At 59.6% G+C, this 16,544-nt stretch carries 13 protein-coding genes; 6 read left to right on the forward strand and 7 right to left on the reverse strand.

The genetic code is table 11. The features are described 5' to 3' along the window. Nucleotides 1-3 precede the first annotated feature (3 nt). The 7 genes from BM074_RS18845 to BM074_RS18875 all read right to left on the reverse strand — a co-directional run bounded on the left by BM074_RS18845 (nucleotide 4) and on the right by BM074_RS18875 (nucleotide 6,277). Nucleotides 4-432, reverse strand: coding sequence for a DoxX family membrane protein (locus BM074_RS18845; protein ID WP_091924109.1), 429 nt, complete (start codon nucleotides 430-432; stop codon nucleotides 4-6). A gap of 144 nt (nucleotides 433-576) precedes the next feature. Next, the gene (locus BM074_RS18850; protein ID WP_091924111.1) at nucleotides 577-1,350 is read right to left on the reverse strand and encodes an amino acid ABC transporter ATP-binding protein; all 774 of its coding nucleotides are present in this window, start codon (nucleotides 1,348-1,350) and stop codon (nucleotides 577-579) included. Nucleotide 1,351: 1 nt separating this feature from the next. Next, nucleotides 1,352-2,014 (reverse strand): amino acid ABC transporter permease, encoded by a 663-nt coding sequence (locus BM074_RS18855; protein ID WP_027232773.1) that lies wholly within the window; start codon nucleotides 2,012-2,014, stop codon nucleotides 1,352-1,354. Next, entirely contained in the window at nucleotides 2,014-2,661 is a 648-nt protein-coding gene (locus tag BM074_RS18860) for an amino acid ABC transporter permease (protein ID WP_091924113.1), read from the reverse strand. Before BM074_RS18860 ends, BM074_RS18855 begins: the two co-directional genes overlap by 1 nt. Before the next feature lie 55 nt (nucleotides 2,662-2,716). Further along, nucleotides 2,717-3,535 (reverse strand): transporter substrate-binding domain-containing protein, encoded by an 819-nt coding sequence (locus BM074_RS18865; RefSeq protein WP_091924115.1) that lies wholly within the window; start codon nucleotides 3,533-3,535, stop codon nucleotides 2,717-2,719. Nucleotides 3,536-3,974: 439 nt separating this feature from the next. Continuing rightward, the gene (locus tag BM074_RS18870) at nucleotides 3,975-5,129 is read right to left on the reverse strand and encodes an acyl-CoA dehydrogenase family protein (RefSeq protein ID WP_091924117.1); all 1,155 of its coding nucleotides are present in this window, start codon (nucleotides 5,127-5,129) and stop codon (nucleotides 3,975-3,977) included. Then, a complete protein-coding gene (locus BM074_RS18875; RefSeq protein WP_091924119.1) occupies nucleotides 5,126-6,277 on the reverse strand; it encodes a CaiB/BaiF CoA transferase family protein in 1,152 nt (383 codons plus the stop codon). Before BM074_RS18875 ends, BM074_RS18870 begins: the two co-directional genes overlap by 4 nt. Nucleotides 6,278-6,485: 208 nt before the next feature. Here BM074_RS18875 and BM074_RS18880 point away from each other — a divergent pair, with 208 nt between their 5' ends. From BM074_RS18880 to BM074_RS18905, 6 genes are all read left to right on the forward strand, one after another. After that, complete coding sequence (locus BM074_RS18880; protein WP_091924121.1) at nucleotides 6,486-7,196, forward strand: GntR family transcriptional regulator; 711 nt, start codon at nucleotides 6,486-6,488, stop codon at nucleotides 7,194-7,196. A 382-nt stretch (nucleotides 7,197-7,578) separates the two neighbouring features. Continuing rightward, nucleotides 7,579-8,499 carry a cellulose biosynthesis protein BcsN gene (gene bcsN / locus BM074_RS18885; RefSeq protein WP_081815953.1) on the forward strand — a complete coding sequence of 307 codons (921 nt, stop codon included), beginning with the start codon at nucleotides 7,579-7,581 and terminating at the stop codon, nucleotides 8,497-8,499. A 112-nt stretch (nucleotides 8,500-8,611) separates the two neighbouring features. Beyond that, nucleotides 8,612-10,792, forward strand: a complete 2,181-nt coding sequence (gene bcsA / locus BM074_RS18890; RefSeq protein ID WP_027232767.1) for a UDP-forming cellulose synthase catalytic subunit — start codon at nucleotides 8,612-8,614, stop codon at nucleotides 10,790-10,792. Further along, complete coding sequence (locus BM074_RS18895; RefSeq protein WP_139217693.1) at nucleotides 10,789-13,152, forward strand: cellulose biosynthesis cyclic di-GMP-binding regulatory protein BcsB; 2,364 nt, start codon at nucleotides 10,789-10,791, stop codon at nucleotides 13,150-13,152. Before bcsA ends, BM074_RS18895 begins: the two co-directional genes overlap by 4 nt. A 56-nt stretch (nucleotides 13,153-13,208) precedes the next feature. Beyond that, on the forward strand, nucleotides 13,209-14,198 hold the full coding sequence (locus tag BM074_RS18900) for a glycosyl hydrolase family 8 (protein WP_244532962.1): 990 nt from the start codon (nucleotides 13,209-13,211) through the stop codon (nucleotides 14,196-14,198). After that, nucleotides 14,195-16,516: a hypothetical protein gene (locus BM074_RS18905; protein WP_091924126.1), complete on the forward strand. Its 2,322-nt coding sequence runs from the start codon at nucleotides 14,195-14,197 to the stop codon at nucleotides 16,514-16,516. Before BM074_RS18900 ends, BM074_RS18905 begins: the two co-directional genes overlap by 4 nt. Nucleotides 16,517-16,544 lie beyond the last annotated feature (28 nt).

Genomic DNA, 16,544 nt, shown 5'->3' on the forward strand with positions numbered 1-16,544 from the left:
GCACTATCGCCGCAGCAGCCATTCCTTCTTGATCGCCAATACTCCTCCGGGTCCGTGCGCTGCCGCAAAGAGCAGGCCGGCGGCAAAAGTAAAATGGTCGATGAAAAACCCGAACTCGGCCTGGTTTCCGGCCCAGTGCGACGGGCCGTGAAACGCAAATGCCAGAAACAGAACGTAGGCGGCAGCTACAAGTGCTGCTTCGGAGAAATAGGCGCCGGTCAGGAAGCATGCGACGAGAGCAAGCTCAAGCAGCGCAGCGAGCCACGCCAGCAGGGTGGGAAACGGAAATCCGGCCCCGGCGATATACGTCGCCGTACCGCCGATATCCATCAACTTGAAGCTCACGGCCATGATGAAGACGAGCGCGAAGATAAGTCGCCCCACCAGAATCGCCGCCGTCGTCCATCCCGCATTGCCTGTTGCCGTTGTCATACTGGTCCTCCTGAAGCAAGTCTCGAAGCTTTCGCTGCAAGGACGAGTGCTGCGGACCATTTCCGACACCGCGCGGGCAATTTTCTTTTTGGACGCCGATCCGTACCCGAAAGCGGATCCGGCAGCGCTTATGGTCCTTGACTATCAGAAACTGTTGCGCTCGTGATAGGTCCGCAGGAAAGACTGGATACGTGCATCCTGGGGATGATGCAGAATGCGGTCGGGGCTATCGACGCCCACGAGTTCGCCCTTTTCCATGAATCCGACCTGATCGGCGACGTGTGCGGCGAAACCCATTTCGTGGGTGACCACCACCATCGTCATCCCCTCCCCGGCCAGTGTCCTCATGACGCTAAGCACCTCGCCCACAAGCTCCGGGTCAAGTGCGGACGTCGGCTCGTCGAAGAGCATGAGCCTCGGCTCCATGGCGATGGCCCGGGCAATTGCAACGCGTTGTTGCTGTCCACCGGAGAGCCGCGAAGGATGGTTCGCCATCTTGTCCGCCAGTCCCACCTTGGCCAACGCCTCCACGGCGCGCCGCTCGGCGTCGGCCTTGGACATGCGGCGCACACGGATCAGCCCCTCGGCAACATTTTCCTTGGCGGTCATATGCGGCCAGAGATTGAACTGCTGAAAAACCATGCCGATCGAGCGTCGCATCTCGCGGAGCTTGCGGCCCGACATCTTCTTGTTGGGCGCCTCATAGCCAATCAACTGGCCATCAATGCGGACTTCGCCGGAATCATATTCTTCAAGGAAATTGATGCAGCGGAGCAGGGTCGACTTGCCTGAACCGGATGGTCCGATGAGACAGGTGACCTTGCCGGGCAGAATCGACAGGTCGACATCCTTCAGCGCCTGAAACTTGCCGTAGTACTTATTGACCTTACGCATTTCGACGGATGACGCTGCAAGCATCTTACGTCCTTTCAATCAGATGTTTCGTGATACGCGCTTCCAGTCTGTGGCCGACGCGCGAGATCGTCTCCACCAAGCCCCAGAAGAACAGCGCCAGCACCAGGTTTGCCTCGACATAACGGAAGGTTTCGGCCGACATGCGCTGCACCTGGTACAGCAATTCGGGAACGGTGATGATCGACAGAATCACGGTTTCCTTGGTCAGGATGATCGAAAAGTTCACCAGCGCCGGCAAAGCGGAGACCAAGCCGAGGGGCAGCAGGATACGCCGCACAATATGGCCTTCGGCCATGCCGATGGCACGGGCGGCTTCGATCTGCCCGTCGGGCACGGCCCGGAATCCCGAACGGAATATTTCGGCAAAGTAGGGGCTGCCATAGATTGTCAGCCCGAGCAGGCCGGCCGGCAGGGCATCGAGGCGCAGGCCGATGAGTGGGCCACCGTAATAAAGCACGAACAATTGCACGAGGAACGGTGTGCCGCGGATAACTTCGATATAGACTTGGATGATCCACGTCACCCAGCGCGGTGCGTAGCGTTGAATGAGCGCAATGACGAGGCCGAGCGCCATGCCGAAGACGGTGCCAAGCGCCCAACAGACGATGGTATTGGCAAACCCCTTGAGCAGCGACGGGCCATATTGCTGCAACATGCTCCAATCCATCAGACGGCCGTCCTGTGTTCGAGGTAACGTCCGAGCGCCGCGAGGCACAGATTGATCACGAGATAAATGCAGGCGGCGGCGATGTAGACCTCAAGCGGCCGGAAGGTGGTAGCGGCCTGCGCCTGGCTGGCGCGGGTAATTTCAAGAATACCGACAACCGAGACCAGCGAGGACGCCTTCACCAGAAGAATAAGTTCGTTGATCAATGCCGGCAGCGAAAGCGTCACGGCTTGCGGGAGAATGACCCGGATCCATACGTCGAATGGCGTCATGCCGATGGCGACCGCCGCCTCTGCCTGTCCCTTCGGCAGCGCCGCTATCGCACCGCGCCAGATTTCGGAGATATAGGCGCTGGCGCAGATACCAACGGTCACGACGGCAGCGACCATTGCAGGAACGTCGAGGCCAATGACCGGCAGCGCGTAGTAGAACACCAGCAATTGCACCAGGAGCGGCACGCCGCGCAGGAAACTGACCCAGATGGCTGCAAAGCGACGCAGCAGCGGGTAAGGCGACAGGCGAGCTGCGCAGACCAGCGTGCCGATCACAAGACCCAATCCGATACCGAGTATAGAGATCAGCAGCGTGTATCGCGCTGCCCACAACAACGGCTCGAAGCTTTGAAGGAAAACCGCTAAGGAAAACATCCGCCCCTCACGTGACCCAAGATGTGCGGGCGGAGGTCACTCCGCCCGCAGCAAATTACTTGGCCGGAACCTCACGCGGCAGTTCGGTGTAGGTGCCGAGCCACTTCTCCTGGATCGCCTTGACGCGGCCGTCATCGGTCATCTTAAGTACCGCATCGTTGATGGCCTTGTTGAAGCTTTCGCTGTCGACATCCTTGCGCAGCACCCATGCGAAATACTTCGGCTCACCGAACTGGGCAGGGGTGAAGAGAGCAAAACTTTCAGGACGGCTCTTCACGAGATAGGTAAGGTTCGGAAGCGAGCCCGCAACCGCATCGAGACGACCGGCAGCGAGGTCGGCATAGGCTTCGTCAGTGGTGCCGTATTCCTTGATCGTTACACCGCCAAGCTTCTGGCCATAAGCTTCAAGCTGCTTGAATTGCGCAGTGCCCTGCTGCACGCCAACGGTCTTGCCCTTGATATCTTCCGGCTTGGTGAGTTCGGTGTTGCTCGCAGCCTTCAGCAGCGAAACGGTGGCATCGGCGATAGGCAAGGTGAAGCCGTAGCGCTCGAGACGTTCCGGGGTAATGGTAACGGGGGCAATCACGATGTCGAACTTCTTGACTTCAAGACCCGGCAGCTCGGCCGTCCACGGAATATCCTGGTAGACCGGCTCGACGCCGATTTCCTTGGCAACCTGGTCGAACAGGTCCTTGGTCATGCCCTCATACGTGCCGTTGTTGAGCATGTCGAAGGGTGCATAGTGCATGTCGGTGGCGGTTACGATCTTGCCCGCGGCCTTGACGTCCGCAAGCTGGTCCGCCCCGGCGGCGCTGGCAAGACAGAGTGTGGCCAAGCCGACAAGCGCCCCTTTGAAGGTCATGTGAATTCTCATTTCAGTTCTCCTAGTTGTTCCCACGGGATTGACACGGCGGGCACTTATTGTGTCGCCGTATTTTTAGATCAGAGAAATGCCTCGCCGATCGAGGCCGTATGTCGCTCCTTGACCGGCTGTTATGTTCGGGTTGGCGAAAGCGCAACGGATCACGCTTTTCGCCAGATTATTCCACAGCGCAGGAGTCCACCGCCGCCTGGTATCTTCCGCTTCGCTGCGCAACCTTACCATGCCAGAGTGCAACGAAAAGTACTCAATAAGCGGATTCGGTAAAGCACCAGGACCGCCGTCTTGCCCGTCACCACCGGACAGGAACCGGCCGTTCGGCGCGACGAGCGGAGGCATTGACCTCGGCCGGTTCTTGCCGCTTCTTCCCATGGCGCCCGCTGGGAGAACATTGGATGCATTGCGCTTTGACTGATGCACGGGTCGCCTTCGGTCAGTTCAGCATATGGCCGGAAATGATAATGCGCTGGATTTCACTTGAGCCTTCGTAGATCCGCATGATCCGAAGATCGCGATTGATCCGTTCGATGGGGAAATCACGCGTATATCCATAGCCTCCATGCAGTTGCAGCGCGATATCTGCAATACGGCCTGCAGCTTCTGATGCGTGCAGCTTGGCCATGGAGGCCGCGAGCGAAAACCGCCCGCCACCTGTATGCACCAGGTCCCGTTGTCGCGCCGCGTCCTGCGCAACGAGCAATGCCGAGCGATAGGCCAAACCCATATCGGCGATCATCCAGCGTATGCCCTGCCGGTCACTCAGTGGCTGGCCACCAATGACACGCTCCTTTGCGTAAGCGATCGCAGCTTGCATTGCGGCCTCGGCCATGCCGAGGCATTGCGCGGCAACCTCGATACGGCCATTGTCAAGCACTTGCATGGCCGTGCGGAAACCCTTGCCTTCCTCCCCCAGCAGCGCGTCGGACGGCAGCTCGCAGTCGATGTTCAGTGTGAAGACATGACCGCCTTTGAGACCCATTGTCCTTTCAGCCGCACCAGCTTCAAGCCCCGGCGTCCCCTTGGGGAGGATAAAGGTCGAAATGCCGCGATGTCCTTTTTCTGGATCGGTCACGGCATAGAGAAGAATGAAATCTGCAACGCCGCCATTGGAGATGAAGCATTTCGTGCCTTTGACATGCCAACCCGCACTCGTGCGGCGCGCCCGAGTCTTCATGTCAGCAGGATCGGATCCGGCAGTGGGTTCGGTCAGTGCGAATGATCCCAAAGCCTCGCCCGTTGCCGCCTTGGGCAGCCATTTCTGTTTTTGCGCTTCCGTTCCGCCCATGAGGATGGAGTCGGTCGCCAGATAGTGCGCGGTCAGCGCCGAAGCAGTGGAACCGCAGGCTCCGGCGACGATCGCCACTGCCCGCAGCAGCGCAGTTGCCGAGATCGAACTCCCGCCATAGGCTTCCGGCAGATTTGCGCCCAGCATTCCGGCTTCGGCCAGAACCGCGAGTTGTTCATGGACGAAGGTAGAGGCTTCGTCGGTTGCCGCCGCTTTCGTCGCAATGCGTTCCGCACACAGCCGCCCAAGCACGTCGCAGAACAGCCGCTCCTCGTCGGACAGCATGTACCATTCATCCGTCATGCGCGCTTCTCCAGTCCGAACTCCCGCAGAATTGTTTCGCGATCGCCGCCGAGCTGGGGCGCCGAGACTGCTGCAACCGGCTTTTCGCCGTCGAAGCGGACGGGCTGACCGACTGTCGGCGCCTCCCCCAGCACCGGATGTTGCAAAAGGCTGACCAATCCACGCGCGGCCGAATGCTCATTCGAAATTGCCTGCGCAATGTCCCAGATCGGGGCCGCCGGCAGACCGGCCGCAGAGAGAGCGGCAATGGCTTCCTCGGTGGTCAGCTTGCGCGACCAGTTTTCGATCAAGGCCTTCAAGGCCGGTTCATGTTCGGTGCGGCTGGCATCTGTAGCAAAACGCGGGTCGTCCACGGCCTGCGGGGCGCCGACAAGTTGAGCAAGCGCGCTAAACTGCCTGGGGTTCAGAACGGTTATCACCACCTGACCATCGCTGGTGGCAAAGCAGCCAAAGGGCGTCGAGAGCGGATGGCGATTGCCGACGCGTTGCGGCAATAGGCCGGCATAGAGGTGCAGCGCATGGCTGGTCGTCAACACTGAAAACAGGGCGTCATACATGGCGACGTCAAGCGTGGCGCCCTGACCTGTCGAATTGCGTTGCACCAGCGCGGCCATGATGGACCAGCTGGCAAACAATCCGGCCAGCAGATCGGCAATGCTTTCACCGGTCTTGAGCGGGCCGCCTCCCTCCTCGCCGGTGCTTGCCATCAGGCCGGACATGGCCTGCACGATGAGGTCATAGGCCGGCAAATCCTTGAATGGTCCCTCCTGGCCAAAGCCGGAGATCGAGCAATAGATAAGTCTGGGGTTCGCCGCTCGCAGCGCCGCGGCGCCGAGGCCCAAGCGCTCGGCCACGCCGGGACGAAAATTCTCGACCACTACGTCTACTTGCTCGGCGAGCATCTGCGCCAGCGCCTGGTCTTCCGGAACCTTGAGGTCCAGAACGATGCTGCGCTTGCCACGATTGTTAAGAGTGAAAAGTGCGCTTTCACCATGACTGAACGGGCCGACGTGGCGATAATCGTCGCCCGCCGGCGGTTCAAGCTTGATGACCTCGGCTCCAAGATCCGCCAGAAGCGCCGTGCAGTAAGGACCCGCCAACACACGCGACAGATCCAGTACCTTGATCCCCGCCAGCGGCCGGTTCATGCCCACGGCTCCGACATGGGACGCGCCGCACAATTGCTGGCTGCCTTATAACGGGAACGGTACATCTGCACTCCTCCATAGCGCGCTGTCACGGAATATGTCTACACATAAGCCCGCGAATATGTCTATACTTATTTTATGGATATGTCTAAACTTGCCCGCATTCCGCTGGAGATTCATCGGCGGGAGCAGCCATAGGCGACAAATAATGCGCAAGGCCCAAAGTATCGCTGACGAGGTACGTCGTCGCATTGTCGAACTCAAGTGGCGTGAAGGCGAACGCATACCGGACGAGGCGGATCTGGCGGTCGAGTTCAGCGCCGCACGGGCGACGGTCAACAAGGCGTTGCAAGTGCTCGCCGATGAAGGCCTTCTGGATCGCCGGCGTCGCGCGGGCACGCGGGTGGTGGTCAATCCGGTGCGCAAGGCCACCTTCTCCATTCCCATCGTGCGTGAGCAGGTCGAGGACGCGGGCCTGATCTACAGCCACCGTGTCGTTGCGCAGCGGCTCAGTCCGATCCCCGGCCACATCGCGGTACGCCTGGGTCTTCCGGAAGGGGAACGTCTGGTCCATCTCAGGGCGGTGCATTACGCCGACGGCAAACCCTACCAGCTCGAAGACCGCTGGATTAATCCGCACGTTGTGCCAGGACTTGAACACGCCGGCTTCCGGGATTTGAATGCCAATGAATGGCTAGTACGTAACGCACCCTATCTGCGGGCTGAGTTCTCGTTTTCAGCCGAGAATGCCGACCGGCGCGATGCGCGATTATTGCAGACGAGGCAAGGCCAGGCATTGTTGATCCTGCATCGCACCACCTGGAATGATCTTGGACCCATTACCACAGTCCGGGTGGCCTTTCAGCCCGGCCACAGTTTCGGCGCCGACGAGGGCCGCGATCAAGCGGCCAAAATCTGAGAGACAGCCGGAAGGCTTTCGCAGACGTTATGCCCAATCTGGAATCGGGCGGACTGTGTGGCCGGATTTGGCTGGAACTGGTGACATTGTCTATCTGCTCGTGGAGATATTTATATGAAAGTTCCGTCCTAAGGTTCCACAATTGCGAGTATTAGCTACCAGACGGATGGATTAGCGAAGTAGACAAGGGCCAGGACCAACAAATTGCGAAGATCCGAGTTGAAAATAACGCTAAGGTGCGACGGACAGTTCTGCCGGACATGCCGTTTTGCAATTTTAAGGTGTAACCATCGGGCAACTGTCGAGGTGAGAAGTTTGAACTTTCCCAACGACGTAAAGCATTTCCTTTGTACGAATCAATTCAATCGCCTAGTTTTCCCAAATGTTGAAGAGGACCTCCTGTCTGATCTTGCTACTTCTGGTTGGCGGCTGCGCATCCGGGGGCCCGCCTCAGATCCTGGCATCGACGCGAACCGTCGACGCGCAGCAGGCCTATGCGCTACCGCCGCCTGGCGGTCCCTCCATCGTCAGCGTCGTCGAACGGTCCTACAACAATGCCGTTCAGCAGGAAATTCTGTTGGCAACGTCCGCCCGCACGCCTGGGCAGAACGTCCTGCGCGTACAGCTGTTCGGACCGGTGAAGGCAAACCTTTCCGGCGGTGATACGCTGCGCGACCGTCAGCTTGGTACAACGAACATCGATCGCGAGCTCCGCGGTACGTTGCCGGGCGTTCCAATGCATCGTTCTCCCAACTTCGTGCAGAACCGGTACGGTGCCTTCGGTTTCGCCAGCGGGCATTCACGCTCCGGCGATACCTGCGTCTATGCCTGGCAGCGCATCCGGCCACCTGAAACACAATCGCGCTGGTTTACCGGGCGCGGCTCGATCCAGATCCGGCTGCGTCTTTGCGACTCGCGCTTGACCGAAGAACAATTGCTGGCGTTCATGTATGGGTTCACCATCAACGCAGCCTTCAACAATTATAGCTGGAACCCTTATGGCGAACCGGCCGGCGTGCCGGAAAATCTTGGCCGCCCGGGCGCCAATGTCTTTCCGACTGGGCCTGACATGCCGCCATCCGCCGCATTGATGCCTCCGCCAGCGCCGCAACCAGTTGCAGTGGCGCCAAAACGGCGCGCACAGCCGCCTGCCGCACTGGCTGTCGAGACACGCCCGGCAAGACCTGCGCCGATCGGACCCATCGTACCGCCGCCGCCTGTATCAGGTGCGGCCCCGCCCATGCCCGCACCGACCCAGATCAATCGGGCCGTTGTTCCACCCCCGCCACCCGCCGCCCAATAACCCGGAGCCAAAACGCAGTGACATCCATTGGGGAATGACCCTCCCATTAACCCACCGCCAGGACATGAGATGAATTCTTCGCCCGCCCGCCCATCGAAAAGCACGGCCGTCCATGCGTAAGTTCCTCATCATCCTGATGTGGCTCGTAACGTCGATCAGTGTTCTGCTACTGGTCACGCTCCCGGTAAATCTGCAGACGCAGTTGATCGCCGGCGCCTCGGTACTGTTCCTCATGATGGTGTTGAAGACGCTGAATGCCGGCGGCATCTGGCGGCTGATCGCCCTCGCTTTCGGTACGGCCATCGTCATGCGCTATGTCTACTGGCGTACGACGAGTACGCTGCCTCCGGTCAACCAGCTCGAAAACTTCGTTCCCGGGTTCCTGCTCTATCTCGCCGAGATTTACAGCGTGATGATGTTGGCGCTCAGCCTTTTTGTCGTCTCAATGCCACTGCCGCATCGTACGACACGGCCGGCAACCAAAGGTGAATTGCCAAGCGTTGACGTGTTCATCCCGACCTATAACGAGGACATCGAACTGCTTGCAAACACCATGGCCGCAGCCAAGGCCATGGACTATCCGGCTGACAAGCTCACCGTCTGGATACTCGATGACGGCGGTACGCTGCAAAAGCGCAATGCCGACAAGATTGTCGAATCCCACATTGCTGAAAAGCGTTTCAAGGATCTCTCGGAGCTCTGCGAGGCTTTAGGCGTTCACTACCTGACGCGTGAAAAGAACGTCCATGCCAAGGCTGGCAACCTCAATAACGGCCTTGAACATTCAACCGGCGAATTGATCGCCGTGTTCGACGCGGATCACGCGCCAACACGCGATTTCCTGCTCGAAACGGTCGGCTATTTCGATGAGGACGAGAAACTGTTTCTCGTGCAGACGCCGCACTTCTTCCTCAACCCCGATCCGCTCGAGCGCAATCTGCGTACGTTCGAGGAAATGCCATCCGAAAACGAAATGTTCTACGGCATCATCCAGCGCGGCCTCGATAAATGGAACGCGGCTTTCTTTTGCGGCTCGGCCGCCGTGCTACGCCGCGAGGCACTGAACGTCACGGGCGGGTTCAGCGGCATCAGCATTACGGAAGACTGCGAGACTGCCATCGCGCTCCATTCGAAGGGCTGGAACAGCGTCTATCTCGACAAGCCACTCATTGCAGGATTGCAACCCGCCACATTCGCAAGTTTCATCGGCCAGCGCAGCCGCTGGGCGCAGGGTATGATGCAAATCCTGCGGTTCCGCTTTCCTTTATTCAATGGCGGGCTCACGATCCCGCAACGCCTTTGCTACCTCTCTTCGACATTGTTCTGGCTGTTTCCATTCCCGCGGGCAATCTTCCTGGTCGCGCCGCTGTTCTATCTGTTCTTCGGGCTTGAGATCTTCACGGCATCGGGCGGCGAATTTCTCGCCTACACCCTGATCTACATGGTCGTGAACCTGATGATGCAGAACTATCTTTACGGCGCATTCCGCTGGCCCTGGATTTCCGAGCTTTATGAATATGTACAGACCGTGCACCTCCTGCCCGCGGTCGTGTCGGTTGCCCTGAACCCGCGCAAGCCGACATTCAAGGTCACCGCGAAGGACGAGCGTATCGACCGAAGCCGCCTTTCGGAATTGAGCACGCCATTCTTTGTCATATTCCTGGTGCTACTTGTCGGCGTGGGAGTAACGATCTATCGAATTTACACCGAGCCATATAAAGCGGACGTGACGCTTGTCGTTGGTGCGTGGAATCTTCTGAATCTGGTTTTCGCGGGCTGTGCGCTTGGGGTAGTATCCGAGCGCGGCGACAAGCGGCCTTCGCGACGCGTAAAGGTGAGCCGCCGCTGCGAATTTCGCTTGGGCGAGCGCTGGCTGCAGGGGACGATCGACGATGTGTCGGTCAATGGTCTGCGCGTCCAGGTGCTGGGCGACGTGGCCGAGGCGGTTTCCGTCGGCATGCTGACCGACGTCCGCTTCAAGACATTCGCAACGGGAGATCTCGGCGATCTTCCCTTGCAGGTCCGCAATGTCAGAAAGCAAGCTGGAGAAACGTCGGTCGGCTGCATGTTCATGCCTGACCAACCCTCGGATCATTCATTAATCGCCGATCTGATTTTCGCCAATTCGGCTCAGTGGACCAAGTTCCAGCTGGATCGGCGTGGCAATCCCGGCCTGTTCAAGGGTACGATCTGGTTTTTCGGGGTAGCGATATTCCAGACATACCGGGGTTTTTCCTATCTTTTCCGCCACTTGACTGGAAGAGGCAAAAAGGAATGGGAGGGTACGCTATGAAGCGGCTGCTTGGCGCCTGCCTGTTTCTCGGCCTATCCACCCTGAGTTCTTATGCGCAGGTTGCGCCTTTCGACATGTCGCCCGAGCGACCCGCCGAACCCGCACCGGCCGAGAAGCCGGCCGCGCCGTTCTCGCCACTGCCCGGCCAGCAGGCACCGGCCGCACCCGCCCCCGCTCCCAAATTGGCGCCGGCGCCGATCAGGGCCGACGGACAATGGCGACGCTATATCGTGCCTCAGGACAGTCTTTCGTTCAGCGGTGAGAATGGTGACAAAACGTGGGCCGTTTTCATTACTGCGGATCAGGCGGCAGCTCCTGCCACTCTGACGCTGGCCTATCAGAGCAGCCTCGTCGTGGCGCCGGAGTGGTCCACCATGACCGTTTCGATCAACAACGCCCGCATCATCAGCGAGCCGGTACAGTCGCCGGAGGGCCGGAAGACTTTGACGGCGAAGATACCGGCCGGCGTCCTGAAAGAGGGGCTCAATACATTCCGGATAAACACCAGCCTTCGCCACCGCACCGACTGCACGGTGCAATCGACCTACGAATTGTGGACTGAAGTCGATCCGTCAAAGACTTATCTTTCTTTCACCGGAGACAATCCGCGCAGGCTTAAGAAGCTGGACGACATACGTGCAATCGGTGTCGACGGGACCGGACGAACGGCGTTCAACATTGTCGTTCCCGCCATTGACCGCACCCAAGCGACGGCTCCCATGCTTCACACAGCCCAGGGTTTGGCGATCCTTGCCAATATGCCGAACCAGACGGTGACGGTCTCGTCCACCCTGCCGGCAGAGCAGTCGCCCGGCGCGCTGACGGTCCTTCTTGGTACCGACGAGGAACTGCAATCCCTCGCGCCGTGGGCAGGAGACAGTCGAACGGCACCCGGCGTGGCATTTGTGGACGACCCTGCAACCGGCAGTTCGATCCTCCGCTTTCGCGGCGCCGATTGGCAATCTGTCACCAATGCGGTTGCCGGCTTTGTCGACCCGCTGAAGCGCGATCTCAGCGTGCCGCGGACGTTCATTTCTACCCAGACATGGCGGTCACCCGACGTGCCGCTTTTCATTTCTTCATCGCGGGTAAAGCTCAGCGAACTTGGAGTGGATACGAAGAATTTCACCGGACGCCGGCTGCGTACGGAATTTGCAATTGGCGTTCCTTCGGATTTCTACGCGAACGAGTACGGAAAGGCGACGATCCTCCTTGACGCGGCCTACTCGGAAGACGTTTTGCCGGGCAGTCAGATCAATATTTACGTCAACGACAATATTGCCGCGACGCTACCGATAACCACTTCAGGCGGCGAAATCCTGCGGCATTTTCCAATCAGCTTCACCATGAGGCACTTCAGGCCCGGTGTGAACCTGATCACCATCGAGGCCGCGCTTACCACCAAGACGGATTCTATCTGCGCGCCTGGATCCAACGCATCCTCGACGACTCGGTTCGCGCTTTTCGATTCGTCTGAATTTGTCATTCCAAGTTTTGCCAGGATCGGTACCCTCCCCAACCTTGCTGGCTTGAGCGGCACGAGCTTCCCCTATAATCGTTCGGGCAAACCGTTGCCTGTCGTGATGAACAATGCCGGGGAAAAAAGCCTGTCGGCGGCCGCAACGCTGCTTGCCCGCATGGCCGTGGCTGCCGGGCGGCCGATGGAGGTCGATCCGAGGGCAACCGCGAATTCCGCCATGAATTCAAATGCCCTGTTTATCGGCGCCATTCCGCAAATCGAATCGAGTGTCCTGACGCAGACCGGGATTTCCGAAAACACTCGGACGATCTGGAGCGCCGTTAAAGGGAATGTCGAACCGGCACCAGAGGAAAATACCCAGAGCGACTTCAACGAGTGGCGGGAGCGGCTTTCCGGTAGAGGTTGGCGCGGCCAGATTTCCTCTTTTGACGACTGGCTGAACCGTACGTTCAACATTTCCCTGGCGAGCCTCATGACCTCCGATGAGAGCGATGCGCCCTATACGCCGGAACCTGCCGCTACGCTCCTCGTTGCCCAACGGCCAAATCCGAACGGCGACGGGGTGTGGACAGTGGCAACGTCGGCAACAGACGACAATCTCATCGAGGGCGTCCGCGCCCTGACGCGGCAGGATCACTGGCCCGAACTCCAGGGCCATATTTCCATCTACAAAGCCGGCACCGACGAAATGCAGATGGTCCCGGTGGGTAACTACACCTTTGTTCAGTCACAGCCGCTGTCATTTTCGAACATGAGACTGGTCATCGCCAATTGGCTTTCCGGCAATATATTGTGGTTTTCGTTAATCCTTGTTGTCCTTGCCAGCTTGCTTGGCATCGCGACCTCGCGGATGCTGGCAAATCTCGGGAGGCGCATATGAGAGCCTATGCCTGCCTTCTATGTCTTTTGCTCGCCTGGGCCGGCAGCGGAGTTGCGATGGCGCAAAACTTGTCGGGAACCGTGAAACCAGCGGATTGGGCCGCCTATAAATCGCGCTTCATCGATGCAGGTGGACGGGTGATCGACGATGCGAACGGCAATATCAGCCATAGTGAAGGCCAGGGCTATGGATTGCTGCTCGCATATCTTGCCAACAGCAAGGCGGATTTCGATCTGATCTGGTCATTTACAAAAACCGAGCTGTTGCTGCGCGACGACGGTCTTGCCATGTGGAAATGGGATCCCTCGGCAAAACCGCACATTACCGACAGCAACAATGCCTCCGACGGCGATATTCTGATCGCCTATGCGCTGTTGCTGGCGGGAGGCGAGTGGGAGCGCAACGATTTCATCAACGCCGCAAAAACGATTATCGGCGGGATCGGCAAATCGAACGTTGTCAAATGGCAGGACCGCCTTCTCCTGCTGCCCGGTGCCAAGGGATTTTCCGAATCCGACCGCACTGACGGTCCGATCATCAACCTGTCCTATTGGGTCTTCGAGGCCTTTCCGAAATTTGCCTCGATCGACAAGACGACTGACTGGATGCAATTGAGCATGACCGGCGTTGGGCTACTCAATAAAGCCAGTGCCGGCCCGCGGTCGCTACCGACGGACTGGATGTCTGCTAAAACCCAGTTAAAGCCTGCCAAGGGATTTCCCGCGGAATTTGGGTACAATGCCTTGCGCATTCCTCTCTACCTCATGCGTGCCCGCATCTACGACCGGGAATTGCTTACGAGGTTGCGCAAGGGCATGACCTCGGAAAGCGGCCAGGTGGTCATTACCGACAGCGATAGCGGAAATGTGAAGGAAACGCTCTCCGATGCGGGATATGCGATCATTCCGGCACTCGTCGCTTGCGTGCTGGACAAGGTAAAATTGCCCGAGGCCGTTCGCTCGTTCGAACCGTCTCTATACTACCCGTCAACGCTGCATTTATTATCGCTTTCGTTCGCCAATAGTCAGCATCCGGAATGTTTATGAAGAAGCCGGTCCTTATCATCGCACCCCTGATAGTCGCTTGCGCCGCAGCCTTTGCGCTTCAGCAAAGCTATCTGCCGGAGTCGGCGACGGCTGGAGAGACGATCCGGTCGGCGCTGTTGGGAGGCGCAAAAGGCAGTTCCGCCCAAGCGGATTCAGCCGGTGAATATGTCGTCGCGCAGTCCGGCCGAACGCCTGCCCGCCGCACGCAGCCTGCACCGGAGCAGCCACCTGCTCCCGCGACGACGCCGAAAGTCGATGAAACCGCGCTGCGTTATTTTGCCCGCCAGGGCGATCAGCGCCGGTTGGCGGCGGAGATCGCGCGGTTGCGGGCGCTCTACCCCGATTGGACGCCCCCCGCCGATCCCCTCGCCGTGCCCGTTCAGACCGATGCATCGCTCGATGCCATGTGGAAGCTCTATGCCGACGGGAAACTCGCCGAATTGCGCAAGGCCGTGCAGGATAGGCAGAGTACAGAACAAGGCTGGACACCGCCCGCCGATCTGATGGACCGATTGGACCTTGCCGAAGCGCGCGAGCAACTGATCAATGCCTCCGACCTGAAACAGTACGATACGGTGATCCGCGTCGGCGCGGCCCATAACAGTCTGATGACCTGCAGCGAGATCGACGTGCTGTGGCGGACGGCCGAAGCTTTCGCCAAAACCGATCGCGAGGCCCGGGCGAAAGCTGCCTACGCATACATCCTCGACACCTGTACCGATCCGGCTGAACGGCTTGCGACGGTGCAGAAGGCGCTGCCGCTGCTGACGCGGCCCGATCTCGACACGTTGTTGGCAAAGGCCAAAATCCTGCCCGACGGGAAGAGCGAATTCGATTCGATACGCGACGACCTCGCGCGCAAAGCCGTCGCCGACGCAGGGTCTGACCCGAAACTTGTCGTACCCCAGCCCGATATCGAGCGGGTGGAGAAACTTGCGACCGCTACACCGGGGCCTTCCGATCCGCTTATCCTCGGTTGGTATTATCTGCGCCGCAATAATTTCGAGGCGGCAGAAAAATGGTTCAAGCTTTCATATGATCGCGAAAGCGCGCCGTCATCCGCGCAAGGCCTCGCACTTGCGATGATCGCGCGCTCGCGCCCGGCAGAAGCCGAAGCAGTCATGTACGAATGGCGCGACAGCTCGGACGACACGAAGGCGGTCTACATGGCTGCCGTGGCAAATCTTCTGGCGCAGGACCCGCCGGTGGAGATTGCGCCCGCGATCCTGCAGCGCATGGTGCCGGAGGTCGTGGAAGCAAAGGATGCCAATGCCGCGCAGCAGCTCGGTTGGTACGCTTATCTGCTCAATCAGTTCGAGACCGCTTCAGGCTGGTTCTCGATGGCCCTGCAGTGGAAGCCGGACGACGAACCATCCTCCTACGGTCTCGTACTGACGCGCCAACAGCTCGGTGATGCGGCAGGCGTGGCCGCGATCCAGCGGCGCTGGGCTGGTCGCTCGGAGCGCATCGCGCGGCTCGGTGAACAGCGCAAGACGCGGCAACCCGGGCTAGCGCCCTCGCCCGAGCGGTTCGGCGACACGCTGGAGCAAACGCAACTGCGGCCGACCCTGACCACGCCGCTTGCGCTGCAGGATATGCCAGCCTCGACTTCCCCTCCCACCCCACCGGCGCCGCCTCGGACCCTGGCGGACCAGGTCGCCGAGACCATTTCCCGCCAGCGAGCCGACGCATACGAGCAGCCTGCACTCCAAACCGAGCAGGCGCCCCGACCGAGATCGCCGGAAACGCGTCCGCGTCAGGCGCCGCGCGCGGCCACCAACAATGCCGGCGCGCGTTCGGTCCGCGGCTGCACGACAACAATCGACCCGCAGGCACTTTCACCCGAGAACGCGTTGTCGCGCGGCTGGTGCCTGATGGATATCAATCGCCCACTCGAGGCAGCCGCAGCATTCGAACGCGGCCTCCTGAGTCGGTCGGAGGCACAGCGGAGCGACGCCGCCTACGGCCAAAGCCTTGCCTATCTGCGTGCCGGTCTCAGCGACAAGGCCGCGGTGGCCGCCTCAAAGGCTCGCCAGCAGCAATCCCGTCAGATCGAACTCGACATCGCGCTGCTTTCGTCGCGCGCAACGGAGGCCTTCAACGCCGGCCGTCCGAACGAGGCCATCCTCGCACTCGACCAGCGGGCGCGGATCGCTCCCGAACGCACCGATCTCATGATCCTGCGCGGCTATTCCTACATGAAGTTGAACCGGCTCGCCGATGCCTTACGCATTTTTGAGGCCGTTGCGGCGACGGGCAACAAGGAAGGCTTGCGGGGGATCGCCACGATAAGGGCGATAAGGAACAAAGAGTACTGAGGGCAGTACAGCTTCTCGTGAATGCCAA

This window comes from Phyllobacterium sp. CL33Tsu (genome assembly GCF_900113985.1).
Lineage (GTDB): Bacteria > Pseudomonadota > Alphaproteobacteria > Rhizobiales > Rhizobiaceae > Phyllobacterium > Phyllobacterium pellucidum.